This window comes from Citrobacter freundii complex sp. 2025EL-00176 (assembly GCF_053309355.1).
The window spans coordinates 17,221-43,092 of the sequence record NZ_JBRYHT010000015.1; the positions used below are offsets into that span (position 1 = coordinate 17,221).

General features: G+C 52.4%; 24 protein-coding genes. 6 read left to right on the forward strand and 18 right to left on the reverse strand.

The features are described 5' to 3' along the window. Positions 1–28: 28 nt before the first annotated feature. The 6 genes from argT to ACVXHP_RS20860 form a co-directional block, all read right to left on the reverse strand. Positions 29–811: a lysine/arginine/ornithine ABC transporter substrate-binding protein ArgT gene (gene argT / locus ACVXHP_RS20835; RefSeq protein WP_006683634.1), complete on the reverse strand. Its 783-nt coding sequence runs from the start codon at positions 809–811 to the stop codon at positions 29–31. A 287-nt stretch (positions 812–1,098) separates the two neighbouring features. Continuing rightward, complete coding sequence (locus tag ACVXHP_RS20840) at positions 1,099–1,668, reverse strand: UbiX family flavin prenyltransferase (RefSeq protein WP_316129987.1); 570 nt, start codon at positions 1,666–1,668, stop codon at positions 1,099–1,101. Continuing rightward, a complete protein-coding gene (locus ACVXHP_RS20845) occupies positions 1,665–3,131 on the reverse strand; it encodes an amino acid permease (RefSeq protein ID WP_447572116.1) in 1,467 nt (488 codons plus the stop codon). The genes ACVXHP_RS20840 and ACVXHP_RS20845 overlap by 4 nt, the downstream gene beginning before the upstream one ends. Before the next feature lie 66 nt (positions 3,132–3,197). Then, a complete protein-coding gene (locus ACVXHP_RS20850; RefSeq protein WP_316129985.1) occupies positions 3,198–4,301 on the reverse strand; it encodes an alanine/ornithine racemase family PLP-dependent enzyme in 1,104 nt (367 codons plus the stop codon). A gap of 1 nt (position 4,302) precedes the next feature. After that, complete coding sequence (locus tag ACVXHP_RS20855) at positions 4,303–5,724, reverse strand: APC family permease (RefSeq protein ID WP_200005627.1); 1,422 nt, start codon at positions 5,722–5,724, stop codon at positions 4,303–4,305. A 94-nt stretch (positions 5,725–5,818) separates the two neighbouring features. After that, entirely contained in the window at positions 5,819–7,216 is a 1,398-nt protein-coding gene (locus tag ACVXHP_RS20860) for a diaminopimelate decarboxylase family protein (RefSeq protein WP_200005625.1), read from the reverse strand. A 212-nt stretch (positions 7,217–7,428) separates the two neighbouring features. Here ACVXHP_RS20860 and ACVXHP_RS20865 point away from each other — a divergent pair, with 212 nt between their 5' ends. Beyond that, positions 7,429–8,859: a sigma-54 interaction domain-containing protein gene (locus ACVXHP_RS20865; RefSeq protein ID WP_447572117.1), complete on the forward strand. Its 1,431-nt coding sequence runs from the start codon at positions 7,429–7,431 to the stop codon at positions 8,857–8,859. Between the two features lie 32 nt (positions 8,860–8,891). Here ACVXHP_RS20865 and purF read toward each other — a convergent pair whose 3' ends face one another. The 9 genes from purF to pdxB form a co-directional block, all read right to left on the reverse strand. Next, positions 8,892–10,409 (reverse strand): amidophosphoribosyltransferase, encoded by a 1,518-nt coding sequence (gene purF, locus ACVXHP_RS20870; protein WP_005129677.1) that lies wholly within the window; start codon positions 10,407–10,409, stop codon positions 8,892–8,894. A gap of 33 nt (positions 10,410–10,442) precedes the next feature. Beyond that, on the reverse strand, positions 10,443–10,931 hold the full coding sequence (gene cvpA / locus ACVXHP_RS20875; protein ID WP_267448110.1) for a colicin V production protein: 489 nt from the start codon (positions 10,929–10,931) through the stop codon (positions 10,443–10,445). 202 nt (positions 10,932–11,133) lie between these two features. Further along, entirely contained in the window at positions 11,134–11,802 is a 669-nt protein-coding gene (gene dedD / locus ACVXHP_RS20880) for a cell division protein DedD (RefSeq protein ID WP_447572118.1), read from the reverse strand. After that, a complete protein-coding gene (folC, locus tag ACVXHP_RS20885) occupies positions 11,792–13,060 on the reverse strand; it encodes a bifunctional tetrahydrofolate synthase/dihydrofolate synthase (RefSeq protein WP_447572119.1) in 1,269 nt (422 codons plus the stop codon). The genes dedD and folC overlap by 11 nt, the downstream gene beginning before the upstream one ends. 192 nt (positions 13,061–13,252) lie before the next feature. After that, on the reverse strand, positions 13,253–14,167 hold the full coding sequence (gene accD / locus ACVXHP_RS20890; RefSeq protein ID WP_006683629.1) for an acetyl-CoA carboxylase, carboxyltransferase subunit beta: 915 nt from the start codon (positions 14,165–14,167) through the stop codon (positions 13,253–13,255). A gap of 149 nt (positions 14,168–14,316) precedes the next feature. Then, entirely contained in the window at positions 14,317–14,976 is a 660-nt protein-coding gene (locus ACVXHP_RS20895; protein ID WP_003028140.1) for a DedA family protein, read from the reverse strand. Positions 14,977–15,000: 24 nt separating this feature from the next. After that, complete coding sequence (gene truA / locus ACVXHP_RS20900; protein ID WP_304700937.1) at positions 15,001–15,813, reverse strand: tRNA pseudouridine(38-40) synthase TruA; 813 nt, start codon at positions 15,811–15,813, stop codon at positions 15,001–15,003. Continuing rightward, entirely contained in the window at positions 15,813–16,826 is a 1,014-nt protein-coding gene (locus ACVXHP_RS20905) for an aspartate-semialdehyde dehydrogenase (RefSeq protein ID WP_447572120.1), read from the reverse strand. Before ACVXHP_RS20905 ends, truA begins: the two co-directional genes overlap by 1 nt. A 67-nt stretch (positions 16,827–16,893) precedes the next feature. Next, positions 16,894–18,030 carry a 4-phosphoerythronate dehydrogenase PdxB gene (gene pdxB / locus ACVXHP_RS20910; protein ID WP_447572121.1) on the reverse strand — a complete coding sequence of 379 codons (1,137 nt, stop codon included), beginning with the start codon at positions 18,028–18,030 and terminating at the stop codon, positions 16,894–16,896. 108 nt (positions 18,031–18,138) lie between these two features. On the opposite strand from pdxB, the gene flk reads away from it, so the two are divergent. After that, positions 18,139–19,146: a flagella biosynthesis regulator Flk gene (gene flk, locus ACVXHP_RS20915; RefSeq protein WP_316129979.1), complete on the forward strand. Its 1,008-nt coding sequence runs from the start codon at positions 18,139–18,141 to the stop codon at positions 19,144–19,146. On the opposite strand, the gene ACVXHP_RS20920 is transcribed toward flk, so the two are convergent. Together ACVXHP_RS20920 and ACVXHP_RS20925 are read right to left on the reverse strand one after the other, a co-directional pair. Next, positions 19,143–20,321 (reverse strand): MFS transporter, encoded by a 1,179-nt coding sequence (locus tag ACVXHP_RS20920; protein WP_200005610.1) that lies wholly within the window; start codon positions 20,319–20,321, stop codon positions 19,143–19,145. The genes flk and ACVXHP_RS20920 overlap by 4 nt on opposite strands. Positions 20,322–20,501: 180 nt before the next feature. After that, positions 20,502–20,876 (reverse strand): hypothetical protein, encoded by a 375-nt coding sequence (locus tag ACVXHP_RS20925; RefSeq protein ID WP_447572122.1) that lies wholly within the window; start codon positions 20,874–20,876, stop codon positions 20,502–20,504. Positions 20,877–21,047: 171 nt separating this feature from the next. On the opposite strand from ACVXHP_RS20925, the gene ACVXHP_RS20930 reads away from it, so the two are divergent. The 3 genes from ACVXHP_RS20930 to ACVXHP_RS20940 all read left to right on the forward strand — a co-directional run bounded on the left by ACVXHP_RS20930 (position 21,048) and on the right by ACVXHP_RS20940 (position 22,342). Continuing rightward, positions 21,048–21,305 (forward strand): helix-turn-helix domain-containing protein, encoded by a 258-nt coding sequence (locus ACVXHP_RS20930; RefSeq protein ID WP_316129976.1) that lies wholly within the window; start codon positions 21,048–21,050, stop codon positions 21,303–21,305. Between the two features lie 150 nt (positions 21,306–21,455). Next, on the forward strand, positions 21,456–21,824 hold the full coding sequence (locus ACVXHP_RS20935; protein ID WP_447572123.1) for a hypothetical protein: 369 nt from the start codon (positions 21,456–21,458) through the stop codon (positions 21,822–21,824). Next, a complete protein-coding gene (locus tag ACVXHP_RS20940; RefSeq protein WP_316129974.1) occupies positions 21,824–22,342 on the forward strand; it encodes a YbjP/YqhG family protein in 519 nt (172 codons plus the stop codon). Before ACVXHP_RS20935 ends, ACVXHP_RS20940 begins: the two co-directional genes overlap by 1 nt. 44 nt (positions 22,343–22,386) lie before the next feature. Here ACVXHP_RS20940 and fabB read toward each other — a convergent pair whose 3' ends face one another. Beyond that, complete coding sequence (gene fabB / locus ACVXHP_RS20945; protein ID WP_038642358.1) at positions 22,387–23,607, reverse strand: beta-ketoacyl-ACP synthase I; 1,221 nt, start codon at positions 23,605–23,607, stop codon at positions 22,387–22,389. 159 nt (positions 23,608–23,766) lie between these two features. Between fabB and mnmC the strand changes: the two genes are divergently transcribed. After that, the gene (mnmC, locus tag ACVXHP_RS20950; protein ID WP_447572124.1) at positions 23,767–25,767 is read left to right on the forward strand and encodes a bifunctional tRNA (5-methylaminomethyl-2-thiouridine)(34)-methyltransferase MnmD/FAD-dependent 5-carboxymethylaminomethyl-2-thiouridine(34) oxidoreductase MnmC; all 2,001 of its coding nucleotides are present in this window, start codon (positions 23,767–23,769) and stop codon (positions 25,765–25,767) included. Positions 25,768–25,872 lie beyond the last annotated feature (105 nt).

Below are 25,872 nucleotides of genomic sequence, written 5' to 3' on the forward strand. Positions count from 1 at the left end.
GTGCAGCCAACTCCCCCACGTCGATGAATTAATCGCCGTAGACATTAAAGTTAAAATACTTACTCGCCATTTTGTCGTAGGTGCCGTCTTTGCGCAGTTCGCCCAGCGCTTTATCGAAAGCCGCTTTCAGCTCCGCATCATCTTTGCGCAAGCCAATCCCGGTTCCGTCGCCAAAGTATTTTTTATCTTTAACGGAAGGACCGGCAAAAGCGTAGTCTTTGCCTGCCGGCTGTTTCAGGAAACCTTCGCTGGCCGCGACTTCATCCTGCAATGCCGCATCCAGACGACCCGCCGTCAGGTCCGAATAGATCAGGTCCTGGTTCGCGTAGGCCACCACATCCACGCCTTTGCTGCGCCAGTTATCATTAGCATAGGCTTCCTGAGTAGAGCCTTGTAGTACGCCTACGTGTTTACCTTTGAGGGAGTCCAGGGTCGGTTGAATCGGGGAACCTTTTGCGGCGATCAAACGAGAATCTGCGGCGTAAAGTTTGTCTGAGAAGGCAATCTCTTGCTGACGCTTCTCGGTGATGGAAAGCGAGGAAATGATGGCATCTATTTTTTTCGCTTTCAGCGACGGGATCAGCGCATCAAAGTCGCTGGCAACCCAGGTACATTTGATCTGCATACGCTTACACATCTCATTTCCCAGATCGATATCAAAACCGACGAAATCGCCTTTGGCATCTTTAGAGGAAAAAGGTGCGTACGTGGTATCTGTACCAATACGAACTGTCTGCGGAAGTGCTGCGTAGCTGGCCGCGGTTGCGGAAAGCCCTACCAGCAAAGACAAAGCAAGAACCGTCTTCTTCATACATAACCCTCAAGTGGCGTAATTTTATTATGTTTTACGTTGTGTTGTGTGTTTGCAGACTTTTTCATGCAGGTCTTATGCCATTTTCGCGTCGTTGAGGATATTCGACGTTAAATATGTTAATAAAACGTTGCAATAATGTCCTGATTTTGAAGATAGCAGGTCTGACGGTTGAACCGCAGCGTTTCGTTGAGTTTTAACGAATTAAATGTTGAGGATATGATCGCGGTTACAAAATTGCCCTGAAACAGGGCAACGGATGTTTCTTTGCACGCTGATGGAACGGCTTACGCCCCTTGCCAGCGGGTGAAGAGATCCTGTGGAAGGGAGATATCAAACTGGTCAAGAACACGATTAACCGTTTGATTAATCACGTCATCGAGGGTTTGCGGTCGATGATAAAACGCCGGCACCGGCGGCATAATCACCGCCCCAATTTCTGCCGCCTGCGTCATTAGCCGCAGATGCCCCAGATGCAATGGCGTTTCGCGCACGCACAGCACCAGCGGACGACGCTCTTTCAGGACCACGTCAGCCGCACGGGTGAGCAGCCCATCGGTATAGCTATGAACGATGCCAGAAAGGGTTTTAATTGAACAGGGCAGGATAACCATCCCGGCGGTCTGAAAAGAGCCAGAGGAAATACTGGCGGCGATATCGCGCGTATCGTGAGTCACATTCGCCAGCGCCTGCACGTCGCGCACAGAGAGGTCCGTTTCCAGCGCCAGCGTCTGCCGGGCAGCGGCGCTCATCACCAGATGCGTTTCCACATCGGCAACGTCACGCAAAACCTGCAGCAGGCGCACGCCGTAAATCGCGCCACTGGCACCACTAATCCCTACAATGAGTCGTTTCATTTTATCTTTCCATCACTTGATGGGCTAACTGTGCCGTATTTCTTTACCGCAGACAACCTGGAATCGTTCTCCTCTTCAGTCCGCAAAGCAGGTTTTAGCGCATACCATGAAATCAGAATACAAACCATAAAGGCCAGTTCTACAACCATGATCACGCCCCCTTTTTCACTAAACCAGGTTCCCACCATAATGGCAACGTTAGTGACAATAACAAACCTGGCTATCCAGGGAAAAAACGGTGAGCGATAGCGCAGTAAATCAGGGGAATACTTCCCGTCATTCACAGCCTTGCGAAACTGATACTGACACCAGCCAATGGTTATCCACGCCAGACAGCCCACCTGCCCGGTACTGGCAATCAACAAGATATAGAATTTCTGTGCAGGAATATATCGCGTCAGCATCGATACCAGCGCCAGGATAACTGTTATCAGAATAGCGTAAACAGGCACACCGCTGGCGTTGGTCCGGGTGAAAACACGAGGAGCGAAACGGTCGCCCGACATTGCCCATAGCATACGTGAACTGGCATAGATTGCGGAATTCGCCGCTGATACGGCAGCAGAGAATATGACAAGCGTCATCAGTACATCTGCGCTAGGCATACCGACACGTGAGAACACCCACACGAAGGGGCTGGTTCCATCGGGTATCTTTCCATGCGGATAAACCAGCGCCAGAACGGCAATCGCCAGACCGTAAAACAGAATAATACGCAAACCGATTCCCAGAATCACCTTAGGTAAGACTGTGTGTGGCGACTCTGTTTCACCTGCTGCATTTCCAACCAGTTCAACGCCCTGGAACGAATAGATGACTATTGTCATGCAGACCAGAATTTGCTCCCATCCGTGGGGAAACCATAAACCTGCACTTTTTAACGTCGGATGCCAGCTAGCCTCTCCTGACAACGAGAAGATCATGACCCCGCCAGCCGCGATAAAAAGCACTATCGCAAAAACCTTAATCGCAGATAACCAGTATTCGCATTCACCGAAACTTTTCGCCGAACAGAGATTAATCAGCGTTAGCACGACAAGAATGATAAGACAGAAGAAGTGGACGGGAATACCCGGGAAAAATTGATGAGCAATGAAACCTGCGGCAGTCAGGTCTGCCGCCAGAGAAAACACCCAACTCAGCCAATATAGCCAGCCAATGGTATAACTCCAGATGGGATTGGGCAGGAACATCAACGCATAATGCTGAAATGAGCCAGAATGCGGAAATGCGCAGGACAGTTCGCCAAGGCACATCATTGTTGCCAACATAATCGCACCAGCGAACAGATAAGCCAGTAATGTTCCCGCTGGTCCAACGCTACTCAGCGGTTCGGCAATGCCGATAAACAAACCCGTGCCGATTGTTCCGCCAAGCGACATCATTAGTAAATGACGCTTTTTGAGGTTTCGTCGTAGACCATTTTCAGGTTCGGCGGGGGGTAGTGCTTGCAGGGTACTCATGGTCACTCCCTGTCTCAGATAAGGTCAGAGACGCCGCCACAGATGCATCACTGTGGCGGCAGTGGCTTAACGAATAAACCGCGTGGCAACGCCCTTCGTCTGACAGGCCATCAGAAGCCCCGTATAGTCGAGTTCAAAGCGGATGACATCCCCGACTTTCAGCGACTGCTCACATGCTTCAATATCTACCAGCGTATGGTCACTGGTCTGTCCCAAGATGGTGATATTGTCATCGCAGGGCACACAGTTATCTGAAGGTACGTCCTGACGACCAAACGCCAACAACGCCCGCTTGCGCGTGCCATGATCAACAAAGGTTTTTGTTTGCAGGAAAGCATCTACGCCAAGTTCTCCGACGGGTATTGTCGGCTTGCTGTTCAGCTCAATAATCTCTGCCTCAAGGACATACATATCGGAACAGGCTTTTTCCACCGGCTTTGTTGAGTGATGGAATTCGTTCAGATACTTCATCTCGACATATTCAATGCCGAACTCATGCAGCCCCCCAATCCGCAGATGGTTTAACCCCTGAGGCCAAATGCCTTTATCCAGTAAATGGTAGCTGGTGCAATTCCCTGCAGAGAGTCGGCGAATTCGCGTACCGCTGTCCCGCTCGACTCGCGCGGCCAGCGCCAGAAAATCTTCACCATTTTTCACCGTCGGCAGGACGGTGCCATAGCAGTTGAAGTTGGTTCCCAAGCCATACAGCTCCAGGCAAGGCAATTCCTGAATGAGCCGGATAGTGCTGAGAATATTTGAATACTCGGTGAACCAGATACCTTCACGTAAATCCCCCATATCAACCATCAGCAAGACCTGATGCGTTTTCCCCTGGCGTTGGGCTTCCTGCGATAATGCCCGCAGGATGATGGGTTCGCTATTCAGACTGATATCGGCATAGCGGATAACATCTTCAATCTCACTCAGGCAAGGACTGCGGAGCAGACAGGTTGTACAGCCGATTTCACGGATTTTTTTCAGATTATAGGTTCGCGACTCTGCAATCACCTTAATGCCGCCATCAAATACCGCCTGCGCGGTTTCAACACAGCCATCAAAAACTTTATTGACGGCCATGACCTCAATCCCACTGCTGGCTAACAGCGCTTTTTCCGTTCGGGCATTTTCTTCCAGCTTACGTAAGTTGATTTCCAGGATTGGCATATACATTTTATTTTCCTCCTGCCACGCTCAGACGAGCATTACGTTTCTGGGCCCGATGATAGATACATTCAGCAACGATAACGGCCAGCAATGCGCCACCCACGATCTTGCCGGCGTACTGGAAGTATCCCCCCATATCAATTTGTGAAGGCGGGATAAACAGCAACGCGACAGCAAAAGCGATGGAGATAAATCCAAGCGCAGGCAGTACGGCAGGTAAGACTTTTCCTGGGATTTTAAAGCTTCTGGGCGTATCCGGTTGCGTCTGGCGCAAACGCCAGAATGCCGGGAACATCACCAGATAGGGAATGAAATAAGTAATGGTCGTCAGTGCAGTCAACATCCAGTACGCCGCGGCGACGCTTGGAGAGATAAAGGTTGAGAAGCACAGAACCGTGACGATTATTGCCTGTACGATCAGCGCAAAGGCTGGCGTTTTCCAGACCGGATGCAACCGGGCAATTTTATCCCCTAGCAGATTATCCTCACGTGATGCTTCCTGAAGCATGTAGATAGGCCCTACCAGCCAGGAGTTGATCTGACCTAAAGCGCCAAAAAACATACAGATTGCCATTACCGGGATAAGCCAAGGCATATGTAACGTATCCGCTGCGGCATGCATTGCCTGCATCACGCCCGCCACAATATCGGTTTTTCCCGCAGGCAACAGGGTGTTCAGCGCCCAGGTACCAACCATATAAATCCCAACAATAACGGCTGCGGAAACCGCCATCGCGCGCGGGAAATCACGCTGCGGGTTACGCGTACGTCCGGCAATCATCGGTGCGACTTCCAGCCCGGCGAAAGCAAACATCATGCTCGACAGAAAGACGATAGTATCCCAATGGCTCAGATCGGGAACCCAGTTCGCCGCCGTCGCATAATCGGTTTGCATCTCATGCCCGGTCGCCAACCACACGATAGCCAGGATAATCAAAATTGCTGAGGGAATGAATACACCGCACCAGGCGCTGACGCTGTTGATAATTTTGGTCCACTCCATGCCGCGAATATTCATTAGCGTCAGCAACCAAAAAATAACCGCCGAACCAATACCAATAAACGCCTTATTCTCCGCAAGGCCCCCGCCAATCATGTAACCCAACGCCGTAAAACCGAACTGAAGCATCAGGGGAAAAAACAACACGCAGGAAAAGAGGAAGCACACTACCACTATCCACGCGATACGTTTCCCAAAGGCTTCTTTAATCCAGACAAATATCCCACCATCTTTCGGCCATCCGGTCGACAGCTCGCCGCACACCATCGCCAGCGGAAAGAACAGACAGAATGCAGCTATTACCCACAACAACATTGCTGAAGCGCCGTAGGGCGCGACATTGGGTATTTGCCGCAAACTCAGAATGGCAATGACATTCATAAAGACAATGTCTTTGATGCCAAGTAAGCCAGAACTATTATTACTCATGGCTATCTCCTGCTATGCACTCAGGGGCATCACTGCCCTCTTCGAATCACCTGACTCACAGACTCCAGCAGATGCCGGAGTCCAAAAATGAGATTTAATAAATGTCGTACTTGACCATATCTTCGTAACTGTCTTCCCGACGGATTAAGCGGTCTTTACCCTCTTTATCTATCATCACAACAGCAGAGCGTGGGCGGTTGTTATAGACGGTTTGGCTTTCGATGGTGTAAGCGCCTGCATCCAGAAACGCGACGATATCGCCGACTTGCGTGTTCTGCGGCATCAGGAACTCTTCTCCCTTCACGCCCATATGGAAGTAATCGCCACCATCACATAGTGGTCCGGCGAGTTTGATCCACGCATCGTGAGAATCTGTCATTTTGGAGACGTTGTAGACGTAGAAGAACCAGTCAAAATGCTGGCTGTCTGAAAGCACGCTGTATCCGGCATCAACAAATTTCCATTCAACATGGCATTCCACATTGCCGTTCAGGTCGTAGTTCGTTTTACGTTTTTCACAGGCAACTTCGGTTAACAGGACCGCAGCAGAGCCGGTGACTTTACGCCCAGGCTCAATGCAGATCTCCACATCCGTACGCCACTTATGAACTTCACGAATAACCGCATCAGCAAAGTCCTGCGCCGTAATCCCGGCATACATGTTGTCTTTAAGCGGATCGCCATTCTCTTCGTCATATTTGTAGGGCACGGGAATGCCACCGCCTACGTTGATGAGATCAAATTTAATGCCCAGAACCTCTTCCAGACGGCGGGATTCATCCACCAGCACTTTGGTCGCTTTGGCAAAAGGTTCAGATTCCGGCACCTGATCGCCCACATGCATATGTAACCCGCGCAGATGAACATAAGGCATTTCCAGGATCCGCCGACAGGTTTCTTCCGCTTGCTCTAGATCCAACCCCGATTTTGCATGAAAGGCCGTAACCAGCTCAGCATGCGTTGCTGAAGGAACGTTTGGCTCCACGCGAACGCAAACATTGGCGACTTTCTTCAATTTACGGGAGATCGCGTCGATATGATCCAATTCATACAGACTATCGACGTTGATCAGGTACAGATCGTTAGCAATGGCATATTCCAGGTCGGCTGGTTTTTTCACTACGCCATTGAAGACAATCTGATCGCCTCGGAAACCTATTTCCAGGCATTTACGAACTTCGTACTGCGAATTTGCCTCCGCACAAATTCCTGCATCACGAATGGCCTGAAGAACACCCATTACTGAACAGGTTTTAGAGGCAAAAAAGGTTTTGGTTTTTTTGTGGGCTGCGAACGCCTGCTGGATTTCGTTGATATTACGAACGATCTCTGACTCAGAGAACACATAGAACGGCGTTGGATACTTGCGTGCTAACGCGTCCAGATCTACGCCATCAAAACACAAGTGACCCTCTTTTTGTTGGAAACGGCGATCGTTCTTTATCACCTGCTCACGTAACTTGTTGTAGTTTTGAATAATCGAATCAGTCATAACATCCTCTGCTTATGTTCATCGTAAGACACCACACTCTTTCAATGGTTATATAGCAACAGACGTGCCATGTTTTATTTATTAAAAATCAATATGTTATGATTGATAGTAAATTGTATTTTTTGTCATTTAGCGTGTTATTCATCACAACGACGAAAATTCGTCATATCTATAATGAGGTCGTGAAAAACAGGAAAAGAAGGAATCCCGCTATGGCGTCCACCAACGAAGAACTGGCTGCGGCACTTAAAATGTTCTCCCGCTTCTTCGACCTCATCCACCAACCCCTGGCGGTGATCAACGAGCGTGGCGAGTACGTTTACTACAATCAGGAAAGCGCGGATCTGGATGGCTACAGCATTGAGCAGGCGCTAGGAAAGCATATGCTGGACGTCTATCCGAGTATGAAAGAGACGCAAAGCACCATGCTTTCATCCTTGAAGAAGGGCGTAGAGTACATTGGTCATTACCAGATTTACTACAACGCACGCGGTCAGGCGGTGGATTATCAACATACCACCGCCCCGCTGTATTCAAATGATGGCAGCATGATAGGTGTAATTGAGATTGGCAGGAATATGTCTGGTGTCAGACGGTTACAGGAACAGGTTGTTGAACTAAACCATCTTCTCTATGCCGATCGCCATGAAAAACACCACGCCATCATTACTGAAAATCCGGAAATGCTGCACAACATTGCGAAGGCAAAACGTCTGGCGGCCAGCAATATTCCCGTGACTATCGTTGGAGAAACAGGAACCGGTAAAGAGCTTTTTTCTCGTCTCATCCATCAATGCAGTAAACGCGCGGATAAACCTTTCATTGCCCTTAACTGTGGCGCACTCCCGCCGACACTCATCGAAAGTACACTTTTTGGTACTGTCCGCGGTGCGTACACGGGGGCGGAAAATAGTCAGGGGTATCTGGAACTGGCCAACGGAGGAACGCTCTTTCTGGATGAACTGAACGCGATGCCTATTGAGATGCAAAGTAAGCTGCTGCGCTTTCTCCAGGATAAAACATTCTGGCGGCTGGGCGGTCAACAGGAGATTCATTCAGATGTACGTATCGTTGCTGCAATGAATGAAACGCCCGCGCGATTGATTCAAACCGATAGGCTACGCGCAGACCTGTTTTACCGACTGAATGTAGGCATGCTCACCCTTCCCCCTTTACGCAAACGTCCGGAAGATATTGCGCTGCTGGCTAATTATTTCATCGATAAATACCGTAATGATGTGCCGCAAGATATTCATGGTCTGAGCGAAGCGGCACGTATTGCCTTACTTCATCATACCTGGCCTGGCAATGTCAGGATGCTGGAAAATGCCATCGTGCGCAGCATGATCATGCAAGAGAACGACGGGATGCTGAAAAAGATTGTCTTTGAAGAGGAGGAGTTAAACCTGGGCGTTGCCGATATCCCAACCGTTGTCAGCCGCCCCATACGTACTGAGTCGGAGGGAGATGGCTCCCTTGACATACAGGTGGCCAGATTCGAAAAAAGCCTGATTGAAACGGCACTAAATACTTGTCAGGGAAATATTGCCGCTGCGGCACGCAGTCTCAATGTTTCCCGAACGACGTTGCAATATAAAGTACAGAAATACGCTATTCGCTTCGGCGTGGTTAATGACCGATAAGAGCCAGCGACATTATGCCGCTGGCGATATCATTAACCTTCGTTGTGCATCTCAAGGTTTTCCGCTTCATTCTGACGCAATATCGCTTTGGCATCGTCATTACGCAGGGAATCGAGGAAATCGAGATACTGCTGGTCAACGTCTTTGGTGACATAGACGCCGTTAAACACTGAACATTCAAACTGCTGAATATCTGGATTCTCAGCGCGAACGGCTTCAATCAGATCGTTCAGATCCTGGAAGATAAGGCCATCTGCACCGATTATCTGACGAATCTCGTCCACTTCGCGACCATGGGCAATCAGCTCCGTCGCCGTCGGCATATCGATACCATAAACGTTCGGGAAGCGAATTTCCGGTGCTGCAGAGGCCAGATACACCTTCTTCGCTCCGGCTTCACGCGCCATCTCGATAATCTGTTCTGAGGTGGTGCCACGTACGATAGAGTCATCAACCAACAGCACGTTCTTATCACGGAACTCCGCACGGTTGGCGTTCAGTTTACGACGCACGGATTTACGACGCAGCTGTTGGCCCGGCATGATAAAGGTACGCCCCACGTAGCGGTTTTTCACAAACCCCTGACGGTACGGTTTGCCGAGAATACGGGCGATTTCCAGTGCGATATCACAGGAGGTTTCCGGAATCGGGATCACCACGTCGATATCCAGATCTTCCCACTCGCGAGCAATTTTTTCGCCGAGCTTAGTTCCCATATTCACACGGGCGCTGTAGACGGAAATCTTGTCGATAAAGGAATCAGGACGCGCAAAGTAAACGTATTCGAACAGGCACGGATTGCTGACCGGGTTATCGGCGCACTGGCGGGTAAACAGCTGGCCTTTTTCGGTGATGTACACCGCTTCGCCAGGCGCAACGTCGCGCAGGAATTCAAAGCCCAGCGTATCCAGCGCCACACTCTCGGAAGCCACCATATACTCGGTGCGACCGTCGCCAATATCGCGTTTGCCCAGTACCAGCGGGCGAATACCGTTAGGATCGCGGAAGGCAACCATACCGTGGCCGATAATCATCGCCACGCAGGCATAGGCGCCACGGATCTGGCGGTTGGTTGCCGCAATGGCCGCAAAAATATTGTCTGCTTCCAGCGGGTAATGGCGGAAGTTATCCAGTTCGCTGGCGAAAATATTCAGCAGGATTTCTGAATCTGAAGTGGTATTGATGTGGCGGCGCTTTTCTTCAAACAGCTTTTTACGTAACTCATGTGCGTTGGTCAGGTTGCCATTATGGGCAAGCGTGATGCCATACGGTGAGTTGACGTAAAAAGGTTGAGCTTCGGAGGCGCTGGAGCTGCCAGCCGTTGGGTAACGCACATGACCGATGCCCATATTGCCCTGCAAACGCTGCATATGGCGCGCTTCAAAAATATCGCTCACCATTCCGTTTGCTTTACGCAAGCGGAAGCAGTTGTTGGCATCAATAGTGATGATGCCCGCAGCATCCTGACCACGATGCTGGAGCACCGTTAACGCGTCATAAATCGACTGGTTTACCGGCATAACACCGGCGATACCGACAATACCGCACATACGTCTTTTCCTCGTTCAGCAACGACCCAAAGTTTATACTTTGGGCAAGAAACTTGACGAGCTTTGCAGATAGTCAAAGAACCATCTGATGATGAAACTGAACTGCGGGATCAGCTGCGACTTACCCCAGTCTTCACTTTTCGACAGACCGGTAAACGTATCGAGAAAGAACAGTATGGCGGCGACAATCAGCGCTCCTCGCAGAGCACCAAAGCAAACCCCCAACACCCTGTCGGTACCCGACAGGCCTGTTTTCTCTACCAGTTGGCCTATCACAAAGTTAACGATAGCGCCGACGATAAGTGTCGCGATGAACAGTATCGCGATAGCAATCCCATTTCGAACCAGTTCGTCTTCAAAGCCCGTAAACCAGACAGACAGGTAAGTGTAGTAATGGCTGGCGACAAAGAAAGCACAACCCCAAGTCACCAACGATAATGCTTCACGAACAAAGCCACGGATCAGGCTAACCAGACAGGAAAAACCAATCACCGCGATAATGGCGTAATCAATCCAGACCATAAGTGTCCCACGATTTTACGCCCTGTCGTCCTGTTCGGGGCGCATTCTAACAGAAAAAGAAAACGTTTGCGTAGGGATTTCCTTTCCACGCGTAAATAAAAATGGCGCTGAAAAAATCTTCAACGCCATACGGTTTTATGCCTCTTCGGACACTGCCGGATAGCGGTGAAAACACCGTATCCGGCCGACATGAGACTGCCCCTTAATTAGGGGTATACCCCATCACAACCCCACTCAAACCGGAGATCTTCTGGAGCTCGCCCAGCGAGTTCTTCAGCTTATCTCTGGAGGCGTCAGGCCCTACGAGAATGCGGGTTATTTTACCCTGTACCGGCGTTGACGGGGAAGTATATACCCGGAAGCCCGCGCCACGAAGTTTACCCACGATCTCATTGACCTTATCCGCATTTTTCAGCGCGCCGAGCTGCACAACATAGGCTTTGCCGGTCGGGGCTGGCGCTTCTTCCGCGACCGATTTCGGTGCTGGAGCAGGCGCAGGGGTTGGTGCCGGTGTGGCGGCAACGGGTTGCGGCTTCGGTTTAGGTTTCGGCGATTCAACAGGTGCGGGAACAGGATCTAACGCCGCGCTGTTTGCCGTTGCCATGCGCGATGGGTCCAACGATGGTGCGGCGGCATCGCCAGCGCGCACCTCTTCTGCCGCCCCTTCAGGCGGTTGCGTTGGCAGCGCCTGCGTTGCCGCAGGCATCATGTCCGGTTCATCGCGATCGCCGGGTTTGGGCACCAGAGGGATCGCTGCAAACTCATCCTGATAATGTTTTTTTTGCCCGTCAAGCAGCCCGGGGAGCACAATCACCCCAAGCGCGACCAGCACAATTGTGCCAACTAATCGATTCTGAAACTTACTCGCCACCGCTTCTCCCCACGTCTATCACTTCCATGACATGTGCGACAGTGTGAAACGATCCACACACCAACACGGTATCTTCTGGCTTCGCCTCGGCCAGTGCCGCAGACCATGCCTGCGCCACGCTGTCATAGGCTTCACCTTTGCCCAGATGCTCCAACAGCTGTTCAGCCGTTGCGCCACGCGGCCCTTCCAGAGGCGCACAGTACCAGGCGTCAACCACGCTTTTTAACCAGGCCAACGTACCGGCAATATCTTTATCATGTAGCATACCGATAACTGCAAGTACACGCCCGCTTTTCACTAACTTTTTCAGACGTCCGGTCAGATATTCCGCCGCATGCGGGTTATGGGCAACATCAAAAATCACCCGCGGCGACTCGCTCACAATCTGGAAGCGCCCCGGTAAAATCGCCTGTTTAATTCCGTCACGAATTGCCTGCTCGCTGACGTCAAGACCACTGGCACGCAGCGCAGCCAGTGCGGTCGCGGCGTTCGGTTGTGGAACCTGCGGCAATGGCAGGTGTGCCAACGTGCCGTGAGCGTCCGTAAAGGACCAGTCGTTCTCCGTTACCGCATAGCGCCAGTCCACACCACAGCGTTGCAAAATAGCCCCGCACTCTTGCGCCACATCCGCAATAGTGTATGGCATTTCCGGTTCGCCAACGATGGCCGGTTTCTCTGCGCGGAAAATCCCCGCTTTCTCACGACCAATGCTCTCGCGATCCGGGCCCAGCCAGTCAGTATGATCAAGCGCAATACTGGTGACGACCGCAACATCAGCATCGACGATATTCGTCGCGTCAAGGCGACCGCCTAATCCCACTTCCAGAATCACTACGTCCAACTGAGCCTGTTTAAACAACCAGAGCGCCGATAGCGTACCGTATTCAAAGTAGGTCAGCGAAATATCGCCACGTGCGTCTTCAATCTCAGCAAACGAAGCGGTATGCGCGGATTCCGGCAGTTCCCCCCCCTGCACGCGCACACGTTCCGTGTAGCGCACCAGATGCGGCGAACTGTACACCCCGACTTTATAACCAGCTGCGGTCAGCACCGATTCCAGCGTACGGCAGGTCGTGCCTTTTCCGTTGGTTCCTGCCACCGTAAAGACAAATGGCGCGGGTTTCAACACGCCCAGTTTGCGCGCCACCAGGCTTACGCGTTCGAGGCCCAGATCGATGGTTTTACTGTGCAGATTTTCCAGATAAGAAAGCCACGACGCCAGGGGCGACGCGGCTTGAGGAATACGTTTATTGTCCATGATGCCTGTAGATTCTTTACGTTGAGAAAAGCAAAAGGCAGCGCCAACTGGCCCTGCCCTTTTGTACTCGTCGTCTTTCAAGCTGCAGGCTTGTTGGCTGCTCTCGTTCACCCGAATCACTTGCCTGTGCAAGCTCATCGGGATGAACTCTCTTGCCGCCTACCTGCAACTCGAAATCCATAGAGTAAATTATCAGGCCTCTGATTCCTGATCGGGTACCGGAGGTACCACCTCGCCTTCACGCGGCTCATCCGGATTCGGCGCCGGAAGATTCATCAGCTTCGCCAGAATGCTTGCCAGTTTCAGGCGCATTTCCGGACGGCGGACGATCATATCGATAGCGCCTTTTTCAATCAGGAACTCGCTGCGCTGGAATCCCGGCGGCAGTTTCTCACGGACGGTTTGCTCGATAACACGCGGACCCGCAAAGCCGATCAGCGCTTTCGGTTCGGCAATGTTGAGATCGCCCAGCATCGCGAAGCTTGCGGAAACACCGCCCATCGTTGGGTCGGTCAGTACAGAAATGTACGGTAAACCGCGTTCCTGCATTTTCGCCAGCGCAGCAGACGTTTTCGCCATCTGCATCAGAGACATCAGCGCTTCCTGCATACGCGCACCGCCAGAGGCAGAGAAGCAGATTAGCGGACAGTTGTCTTCCAGCGCCTGCTCAACGGCACGGACGAAACGCGCGCCGACGACAGAACCCATGGAGCCGCCCATAAACGCGAACTCGAATGCAGCCGCAACGACCGGCATACCGTGAAGCGTGCCTTTCATCACCACCAGCGCATCTTTCTCGCCGGTTTCTTTCTGTGCTGAGGCCAGTCTGTCTTTGTACTTTTTGGAGTCACGAAACTTCAGCACGTCTTTCGGCTCAAGTTCGCTACCCAGTTCCACAAGAGTACCTTCATCTAACAGGCTATGCAGGCGATTGCGCGCCGACATGCGCATATGATGGTCACACTTCGGACAGACCTCAAGATTACGTTCCAGCTCAGCACGGTATAAAACCTGACCGCAGCTATCACACTTGGTCCACACCCCTTCAGGAATGCTTGCCTTGCGGGTGGGAGTAATGTTGCTTTTAATTCGTTCAATCCAGCTCATTGGTGACCTTTCTGCCTGAACCCTAGTCAGCTTTGTTATAAGGGGCGCATAATGCCATTTTTGCCCCTAACAGACCATGAATGTTGCACATTAAAACATAACAGCCCGAAACTTTGGATAAAAAAGTGGTCGAACCGCTGAGTTACTTTCTATTTTGCAGCCCGTGACGCAGCCCGTTTATGACGAATCACTTCAATCACGCCCGGCAATACGGAAAGGACGATAATCGCCACAATCAATAATTTCAGGTTTTCCTGAACGATGGGCAGATCGCCAAACAGATAGCCTGCATAGGTGAACAGTAATACCCACAGCAGCGCGCCTACAACGTTATACATCGCAAAGTGACGGTAGGACATGTGTCCCATACCGGCAACAAATGGCGCAAATGTCCGCACGATAGGCACGAAACGCGCCAGGATAATCGTTTTTCCGCCATGACGCTCGTAGAACGCATGGGTTTTATCCAGGTAGCTGCGACGGAAAATTTTGGAGTTCGGATTACTAAAGAGTTTCTCACCGAACAACCGGCCAATCGTGTAGTTCACCGCATCGCCTACAATCGCAGCCACAATCATCAACGCCACCATCAGATGAACATTGAGATCGTTAGTTGGCAGCGCAGAAAGCGCGCCGGCAACAAACAGCAGCGAGTCCCCCGGCAGGAACGGCGTCACTACCAGCCCGGTTTCACAGAACAGGATCAGAAACAGAATCGCGTATACCCAGATACCGTATTCCGCGACCAGCTCCGCCAGGTGCACATCAATGTGCAGAATAAAATCGATAAGAAAGTAAATCAGGTCCATAGTTTTGCCTTTATACGACTCAAATTAGTCCGCCAGAAATAGCGGGCCCATTGGCGGTTTTGGCAGGTCGAACCGGTCAGGGTAATCTACCGCGACCAAATACAGTCCTTCCGCTTTCGCCGTTGCCGCTGCCAGCGTTCTGTCCTTCGCCGCTAACAGTTCTGCTATCCAGCTCTCCGGCTGGTTGTTGGCGCCTACTTCCATCAGGCTGCCGACAATATTCCTGACCATATGATGTACAAAGGCATTCGCTTTAATATCCACCACCACATATGCACCAAAACGTTCAACGTTAATGTGCATCACGTTACGCCACGGTGTGCGCGACTGGCACTGCACCGCACGAAACGAGGTAAAATCATTTTCGCCGATCAGACACTGGGCAGCACGATGCATACGTTCAGCATCCAGCGGCTCATAGTAATGGGTTACCCCTTTGCCCAAAACCGCAGGGCGCAACCGATGATTGTAGATGATGTAGCGATAACGGCGAGCCGTGGCGCTAAAGCGGGCATGAAAATCATCAGGTACAGCTTTCACCCAGCGCACGGCGATGTCACCAGGTAAATTCGCATTTACGCCCAATGTCCAGGCGGCGTCTTTACGCACAGCATGCGTTTCAAAATGCACGACTTGCCCTGTGCCATGAACGCCCGCATCCGTGCGCCCCGCACAAAAGACATTGATACGCTCATTCGCGACCTGAGAAAGCGCTTTTTCCAGCTTTTCCTGAACGCTACGCACTTCGTTCTGGCGCTGCCAGCCATAATATTTGCTGCCGTCATACTCAATGCCCAGCGCAATTTTATGGGTTTGCGGCTGTTGCAGGTCCGACATTAGTACAGATACTCCTGCACCAGTTTTTCCGCAATTTTCACCGCCATCAACGCGCCGCCAAAGCGCACGTTGTCTGCCACGGACCAGAACTGAACCTGCTCCGGCATACCGTAATCGTTATGTACACAGCCGATAGAAAGATGTGGCGTGCCAGACGCATCGCCAACCTGAGTCGGGAAATCGGTCTCTTCCGACAACGCCACGTCTTCAGCACGAGAAAACGCATCACGCGCTTCTTCCGCCGCTAATGGACGCAGAGCCTCAAAACTCACCATCTGCGCGTGACCGTAGAATACCGGTGACTGTACGACGCTAGCGGAGATTAGCAGACCGTCATCCTGCATAATTTTGCGCACTTCATCAACGATACGACGCTCTTCGCGCACGCTACCTTCGCGATCTGGCAGCAGCGGCAGCATATTAAATGCCAGTTGGCGACCAAAGAAATCGTCTTCGTCAATCGGGATACCATTGAGCAGTTTCGCACTTTGCCCTGCCAACGCATCCACCGCTTTTTTACCGTACGCGGAGGCCGACAGAATATTGGTCACCGTAATACGTGAAAGACCACCATCATCAATCAGCGGTTTCAGCGCAGACAGCAGTTGACTGGTCAGGCTATTAGGGACCGCAATCACATTGCGGTTGCGGTAATCTGCCAGCACGAACGGGTTAACGTCCGGAACCACCAGCGGAACGTCAGGCTCAAGTGCGAACAGACCACTGCTGTCGATAACCAGACACCCGGCATTGGTTGCTTCTTCCACCCATGCAGCGGTGGCCTCAGCACCCGCGACAAAAAATGCCAGTTGCGCCTGCGTCCAGTCAAAGTCTGCAGCATCCTGAACAATGACCGATTTACCGTTAAAACGCAGGTGCTCACCGGCGCTTTCGTTACGCGCCAGCGCAAAAATTTCACCGACCGGGAACTGGCGTTCAGCCAGCGTATCGAGCAGGGCTTCGCCTACGGCGCCCGTTGCGCCCAGAATGGCAATATTCCAGCCTTCAGACATGGTGATTTACTCCAGAAATACATAAGCGTCCCTGTCGCATTATTCGACAGGGAGCATTAAGAAGACATTAATGTGCCGGGTGATGAACAGCGTTAAAACCCAGCTTACACAGCAAGGCCGCTGCCGTTTCGTCGTCACACATCACGTACAAAGACGACCATTCACGGCGCTCAAGATAATTTTTACGCAGTTTATCAAATTCACCCGGAATTCCAGCGACTTTACGCAGCGGCGCATCATCGCGGCGCACATCATACACTAAATGCGCCAGCCTTTTCAGCGTTGGCTGATCTAACGGGCCATGCAACGTGATACGACCGAATTCCGGCGCCGGTAACAGGGTGTTCAGCGCCACGTGCTGTTCGCGACCAATAAACTTGCTATAGGCCTCAAAGACCTGCGTGGTCCCACGGGCTTTTCCTTCCAGAGTATACCCGGCAATGTGCGCGGTGCCGAGATCGGCTTTCTCCAGCAACGCTACATTGAGATCCGGCTCGCCTTCCCAGACATCCAGAACCACGCTCAGTGCCTGCCCGGCGTTAAGCCGGTTCAGTAATGCCGTATTGTCGATAACCGGCCCTCGGCAGGCGTTGATCAAAATGGTGCCCGGTTTCAGTCGGCTAATCAGCGCGTCATCCGCCAGGTGCAGCGTTTTGTACGGGCCGTCTTTAAATAGCGGCGTATGGAAAGTCAGCACATCGGCCTGCTGTACCAGTTCATCCAGCGAGCGGAAATCGCCCTCGTCACCGCGATCGGCTCTTGGCGGATCGCACAGCAAAGTACGGATCCCCAGCGCTTCAAGTCGCGCCTGCAAACGTCCACCTACGTTGCCAACACCCACGATGCCCACGGTACGATCGCGTAATGCAAAACCGTCGCGCTCAGCCAGCATCAGCAACGCTGAAAAAACATATTCTACGACTGCAATCGAATTACATCCGGGCGCTGCGGAAAAACCGATTCCCGACTGCGCAAGCCAGGCTTCATCCACATGGTCTGTGCCTGCCGTTGCCGTACCGACAAATTTCACGGGTTTTCCGCTGAGCAGTGATTCATTGACTTTCGTCACCGAGCGCACCATTAAGGCATCCGCATCATCCAGTTCGGCAACGGGAATCGGACGACCAGGAACCGCTTTGACCTCCCCCAAACGACTGAACAGTTCGCGGGCATAGGGCATATTTTCATCAACGAGGATTTTCACGTCTTTCGCACCTGTTTGAGAACGAGAGTTAACCGGGCAAGTGTGCCATAATCTCGCCGCCAGGCATACTGCGAGACCTGGTCAGCACAGATTTAAGGAACAGAGACGATGCAGCCCATTTCAGGTACGCCCGCTCGCCCTCCCGGCGAAGGCCAAAATGCCCCCTCCGTTGCAGGTGAGCAACCGTTATCCACGTTACAACGTACCGTGCTGGAACGGCTGATTACCCGTTTGATTTCGCTCACCCAACAGCAAAGCGCTGAGGTATGGGCCGGAATGAAACACGATCTGGGCGTCAAAAGTGATACGCCGTTGCAGTCACGTCACTTTCCCGCCGCAGAACAAAATTTGAATCAGCGGCTGGACGTCGCGCAGCAAAATCATGCTAATCGTCAGGTGCTGTCGCAGCTCACTGAACTATTAAGTCAGGGGAATAACCGCCAGGCGGTGAGTGATTTTATTCGCCAGCAGTATGGGCAGACGGCGCTGAGCCAACTCACGCCGGAACAATTGAAGAACGTGCTGACCCTGTTGCAACAAGGTCAGCTTTCTATACCGCAGCCGCAGCAGCGCCCGGCTACCGATCGTCCGTTATTACCCGCGGAGCACAATACGCTGAACCAGTTGGTTACCAAACTGGCGGCGGCCACGGGAGAATCCGGTAAGATGATCTGGCAGTCAATGCTGGAGCTGTCTGGGGTAAAAAGCGGAGAGCTGATCCCCGCCAAACAATTTACGCATCTGGTCACCTGGCTGCAGGCGCGCCAGACGCTCAGTCTGCAAAGTGCCCCGACGTTACAAACGCTGCAGGCGGCGCTGAAGCTGCCGTTAGAACCGAATGAGCTGACGGCAATCAAAGAGTACGCGCAGCAGACGTACCAGATCCAACCACAATCGATTCTGACCACGGTTCAGGTGCTGGACTTGCTGAATCAAATCTTCCTGCGCCGCGTGGAACGTGACCGGGAACAGGAATTAAACGATCCGCACCATCCTCAACCCATCTATAGCCCGTTCGCGCCGATGATTGAAACGGTTAAATCACTGTCGACACGACCGGGACTGATATTTATTGCCCTGATGATTGCGTTAGCCATTTTCTGGTTGGTCGCTTAGCCTCTTCGCAGAGTCAGCAACGTCACAACAATTCCCACCACGGCGGATATCGCCCCGGCAAGGAATACCGAGGGATAGCCGTACGCGGTGGCCAGAACCCCGGCGACAGGTCCGCTTACGCCGTAGGAGATATCCTGAAATGCGGCGTAGCCACCCAGCGCCGTACCGCGAACCTGCGCTGGCACTCGCTTCACAACCTCAACGCCCAAGGCCGGGAAAATAAGCGAACACCCGGCCCCGGTTAATGCTGCCCCGAGCAGAGCAACCCAGGCAGAGGGTGCCTGCCACAGCAGGATCAGGCCCGCAGTTTCAACCAGCAAGGAGACAACGGCGACCTTCACGCCGCCGAACCGGTCCGGCATCCAGCCAAACAGAATGCGCATCAGCACAAATGCCCCGCCAAACGCGGTCAGAGTGAACCCCGCCATCGTCCAGCCATTGCTGACAAAATAAAGTGAAATAAACGTACCGATGACGGCAAAACCCACGCCTTGCAATGCCAGACCCAGGCCCGGTTTCCAGATAAGCCCGACTACGCTCCACAGTGAAGGTCGCTCCCCGGCATGCGCAGGCACTTTACGAACGGTGCCGTTGAATGCCCAGGCCAGCAGCGGTAATACCATCGTGGTTCCCGCCAGCGCCGCGAAGCCAAAGTGGCTATGGATCAGCAAGCCCAACGGCGCACCGGCAGCCAGCGCACCGTAAATCGCCATCCCGTTCCACGACATCACCTTACCGGAACGCGTTGGGCCAACCAGCCCCAGTCCCCAGGTCAGCGTTCCGGTGAGCAGTTGGCTTTCGCCAAAGCCGAGGATCAAACGCCCGACGATTAACAACGCAAATTTTACGGGGACAGAGACAGGCAATAGCGCGGCTAAAAGCCACGCCGCGCCCGCCAGCCCGCAGGCAAACATCCCCTGTAGCGCCGAACGCTTAGCGCCATATTGATCGGCTAAGCGCCCTGCGTAGCCGCGAGTTAAGACCGTTGCCAGAAACTGAATGCCAACGGCGATACCGACCATGGTGTTGCCATAGCCCAGCTCGTGGTGCACAAACAGAGGAATGACGGGCAAAGGCAGACCGACCGTCATGTAGGTCAGGAAAACCGCAAAAGCGATACGAAACAGTGAAAAGTTCGCCGACGGTGTTTTTTCTTGTTGGGTTACTGCTGTCATGCGTTACTCCAAAATGCAGAGTAAGGCGAGGAATGTCCACGCCCCCCTCTACCTGACTTTCAGGATTAAGGTGCGTTGGATAACGTTAAACGCTTACGCATTATCAAGAGGATAATGTTGAAGCTGGAGTCTGCCTGTGAGGGGCCCTGGCTGTCAACTGTGAAAGCATAGCTACACGCATCAAAACGATGACTTGTCTACGAACAAAAAGGGAAATACAGTGTCAATTCCCTTCGTTCTGAACAACCCGGTTACCTGTTCACGCTGCTGCGGCGTCAGGAGCCGGAACATCATATCCCAAATCTCTTTGGGCTCGGCTTCCTGCACGATATGGCGATCAGGCACTTCTGTTTGCTCATTTTTATTCAGATACGAGCGGACGTACAGCGGAAACACAGAAATATGAAATTCCTCAGCCTTAGACTTCGCACGCTTGCGCTTAACGCCCTCCTTCCCTTCACTGTAGGTATTTAATCGCAAGCGAACGGCTGGTGCGCTTCTCGGAAACCCAGGCAATTCAAGACACTCCTTCACCGTAAACCACTCTTTTACCATCAGTTATTTTCCTTTCCGCTGATGAAATAAAAATATTTTTTCTTTTGCGCGAAATTTCAGATTAATTCTGGCAATATTCCAACGACAAAAAGAAAGTTACATTCTTTTTGCCTTTCTAATTTATACCCTGAAAATATCGGCGCCGATAACACATCTTCTTAGGATTACAGAATGGAACACAAAAGCCAAGACTGGCATCGTGCAGATATTAAAAGTGCACTGGAAAAAAGAGGCATTACGCTCAGAGAATTGTCACGTTCGGCGGGTTTATCTCCTGATTCGCTGCGTAATGTATTTACCCGAAGCTGGCCGCGCGCAGAACAGATCATCGCCCAGGCGCTGGAAACTACGCCGGACGTCATTTGGCCATCACGCTATCTCTCTAAATCAACAAAAAAAGCGGTCATAAAGAATAAGCATCAATTATAAATATTTTACCCATAATTTACCAAACGGATTAATTAATATTTCAATCTAATGTATTTTCGATATTAATAGCATTATCGGTCATTCCCGTCAGATTAAATCCTGTTAAAGCAATACACGAACTTATTATATATTCTTTTAACAGGAGTCATCATGAGCTGGGATAAAACAGCAGCAGCAAATTATGCAAAATCTCATGCAGGCGGCCATTCTCAGAAGCGTTGTGCAGAATTTACCCGCAAAGCTATTCAGGCAGGAGGTATCACTCTTGGGCATACTTATCATGCTAAAGATTATGGCTCCATGCTAAAAAGTGCCGGTTTCAGCGCCATTGGCCAATTTGAACAGCCCCGAGTAGGAGATGTCGTCGTCATTCAACCTTATGAGGGAGGAAACCCAAGCGGTCATATGGCGATATTTGACGGTCAGGAGTGGTACTCCGATTTTAGACAACGTGATATGTGGGCGGGACCAGGTTATCGGGCGGCAAAACCGCCATACACTATTTACAGGAAGCAGTAATGAAAGCGTTCTCGTTGATTGCTCTGGTTTTGTTACTTTGTTGCTGCTCTTCATCACGCAGTGACAGCAATCAGGATGTAAAACAATTCTATCTCGCGTGGATGTCCGCCTACACACAAGATCGAGATACGTCCGCGCTCATGCAACGTTATGTGGCGAAAGACGTTATCGATCGTCTGGCGCTGATTGACAGCCTTTACGAGCAGGAAATAATAAACTCTGACTACTTTATGTACGTTCAGGATTACGACCCTGAATGGATCCCGCGGCTACGGGTTGGAGCAGCTCAGCCCTTTCTCGGTGGCGAAAAGGTGGAAGTGCAATTAGGTGGACCGGCAGGCGAAGCGCCCATGCAACTGGAAGTGTATACGCGTTGGGAAGAGGGTCGCTGGAAAATTTATCGCGTGCGGAATCTGGATAATCAATTTGAACAGCCAATCTACAGCACTGGTGATATCACACGAGCCAAAGCCTGGTCGGCGGAAATCGCGCCGGAGTACGAAAAAATGAATAAATAAAAAAGGGAGCCATCAGGCTCCCCTTTGCATCTTATGTTGCAGACTTACGCTTTCAGCTTACGCATAACCAGCGTAGCGTTGGTGCCGCCAAAGCCGAAGCTGTTGGACATCACGGTGGTCAGCGCCTGCTCGGTCGGTTTGGTCACGATGTTCAGACCCGCCGCCTGCTCGTCCAGCTCTTCAATGTTGATGCTCGGCGCGATAAAGCCGTGTTCCAGCATCAGCAGAGAGTAGATAGCTTCCTGCACGCCAGCCGCACCCAGTGAGTGACCGGTCATCGCTTTGGTTGCAGAAATGGCCGGGCTGTTGTCGCCAAACACTTCACGGATTGCGCCCAGCTCTTTCACGTCGCCTACCGGAGTAGAAGTACCGTGAGAGTTCAGGTAGTCGATCGGGGTGTCTACGCCGTGCATCGCCATCTGCATGCAACGTACTGCGCCTTCGCCTGACGGAGCAACCATGTCTGCGCCATCAGAGGTTGCGCCGTAGCCAACGATTTCCGCGTAGATGTGCGCGCCACGCGCCAGAGCGTGTTCCAGCTCTTCGACCACGACCATACCGCCGCCGCCCGCGATAACGAAACCGTCACGGTTTGCATCATAGGTACGGGAAGCTTTCGACGGGTCGTCGTTATATTTGGTAGACAGCGCGCCCATGGCGTCGAATTCACACGCCATTTCCCAGCACAGCTCTTCGCCGCCGCCAGCAAACACGATGTCTTGTTTGCCCAACTGAATTTGTTCTACTGCGTTGCCGATGCAGTGCGCAGATGTCGCACAGGCAGAGCTGATGGAGTAGTTTACGCCGTGAATTTTGAACGGCGTTGCGAGACAGGCAGAAACGCCGGACGCCATCGCTTTGGTGACCACATATGGGCCAACCGCTTTCAGACCACGCGGGCTACGCATTGCGTCAGCGCCGAACACCTGAAAACGCGGGGAACCGCCGCCGGAACCTGCAATCAGGCCAACGCGCGGGTTATTCTGGTAATCTTCTGCAGCAAGACCGGCATCCGCTACAGCCTGCTCCATTGAAAGGAATGCATAGATGGATGCGTCGCTCATGAAGCGCACTACTTTGCGGTCAATGAGGCCAGTGGTATCCAGTTTTACGTTGCCCCATACGTGGCTACGCATGCCGGAGTCCTTCAGCTCCTGAGAGAAAGTGATCCCTGAACGTCCTTCACGCAGAGATGCCAGGACTTCCTGCTGGTTATTACCGATGCTGGAAACGATGCCCAAGCCAGTAATCACTGCACGTTTCATTCAATACCTCTGTAAGTCGCACTATTTTAAAGTTTCGAGTGGCACAATAGCGTACACTTGTACGCCGAACAAGTCCGATCAGCCATTTAATGTGGAAATTTGCGCAGCCAGGCACTCATCGCTAAGATCGGGGCACAGCCTGCCAGACGAGTAACTTACGTGAAACAATACGCTATACAACCTGCCAACCTTGAATTCAACGCTGAGGGTACACCTGTTTCCCGAGATTTTGATGATGTCTATTTTTCCAATGATAACGGGCTGGAAGAAACACGCTACGTCTTCCTCGGCGGGAATCATCTCGCACAGCGATTCCCTGTGCATTCACGTCCCCTTTTCGTGGTGGCGGAAAGCGGATTTGGCACCGGGCTTAACTTCCTGACGCTCTGGCAGGCATTCGCTGATTTTCGCGATACGCACCCTGACGCTACTCTGAAAAGATTACATTTCATCAGTTTTGAAAAATATCCGCTGACGCGTGAAGATTTAACTTTAGCCCATCAGCACTGGCCGGAGCTTGCCCCGTGGGCCACGGCGTTACAGGCGCAGTGGCCGCTGCCGCTGGCGGGATGCCATCGTCTGCTTCTTGATGATGGGCGCGTCACGCTGGATCTGTGGTTTGGCGATATTAACGAACTGACCAGCAAACTCGATGATTCCCTGAATCAAAAAGTGGACGCCTGGTTCCTGGACGGTTTCGCCCCGGCGAAAAATCCGGACATGTGGACGCCAACGCTGTTTAACGCAATGGCCCGCCTGGCTCGCCCCGGCGGTACGCTGGCTACCTTCACATCGGCAGGCTTTGTGCGACGGGGGTTGCAGGAAGCCGGATTTACGATGCAAAAATGCAAAGGCTTTGGTCGCAAACGCGAAATGCTTTGTGGCGTCATGGAACAGACTCTGGCACTCCCTTCATCGGCTCCATGGTTCACGCGCACGGGCACAGATAAGCGCGAAGCCGCTATTATTGGCGGGGGCATCGCCAGCGCATTGCTGTCGCTGGCGCTACTGCGCCGCGGCTGGCAGGTCACGCTCTATTGCGCAGACGCGAAACCAGCCGAAGGCGCATCAGGTAACCGTCAGGGCGCGCTCTATCCGTTACTCAGCAAGCATGACGCGGCCATTAATCTCTTTTTCCCCACCGCGTTTACCTTCGCCCGCCGACTGTATGACGCCCTTCCGGTTGAGTTCGCGCATGACTGGTGTGGTGTGACGCAGCTCGCCTGGGATGAAAAAAGCCAGCAGAAAATCACGCAAATGCTGTCTCTTGAACTGCCCGATGCGCTTGCCGTCGGCGTTGACGCAGAGCAGGTTTTACAGACCACCGGCGTGGAAACCGGGTGTGGCGGGATTCAGTATCCTGCCGGTGGATGGCTGTGCCCGGCGCAGTTAACCGCCGCCATACTGGACTATGCCACAACCCTGGGATTACGCACCCGCTACCAACATACGTTGGCCTCACTGACTCGCCAGACAGCAGGCTGGCAATTGCAGTTTGCCTGTGGAGAAACCACCACTCACGCAGCGGTGGTTCTGGCTAACGGCCATCGCATTAACCGCTTTGAGCAGACGCAGACGTTACCGGTCTATTCCGTTGGCGGTCAGGTGAGTCATATCCCCACTACGCCCGCGCTGTCAGCGCTGCGCCAGGTGTTGTGCTACGACGGTTACCTCACGCCGCATAACCCGCAAAACCAGCAACACTGCATAGGCGCCAGCTATCATCGTGGGAGTGAGGAGACTGAATATTGCGAGGACGATCAGCAGCAAAATCGTCAGCGTTTAATCGACTGCTTCCCGCACGCCGCATGGGCAAAAGAGGTAGACGTCAGTGCGCATGCCGCCCGCTGTGGAGTCCGCTGCGCTACGCGCGATCACATACCGATGGTGGGCAATGTCGCGGACTATGACGCCACGCTCAGCCAGTACGCCACGCTTGCCGAAGACAAAGCGCACGCGGTAAGCGCCCCGGTTTATGCTGATTTATTTATGCTGGGTGCATTGGGGTCACGCGGGTTGTGTTCAGCCCCGCTGTGTGCAGAAATTCTGGCCTCGCAAATGAGCGAAGAACCTATTCCTATGGATGCCAGTACGCTGGCGGCGTTGAATCCGAATCGGTTGTGGGTCAGGAAGTTATTGAAGGGAAAAGCGGTGAAATAAGATACCCTCTCATCATTGCCTGATGCGCTGCGCTTATCAGGCCTACAACTCCCGTCCACGTAGGCCGGATAAGACGCCTTAGCGTCACCATCCGGCACAATCCAC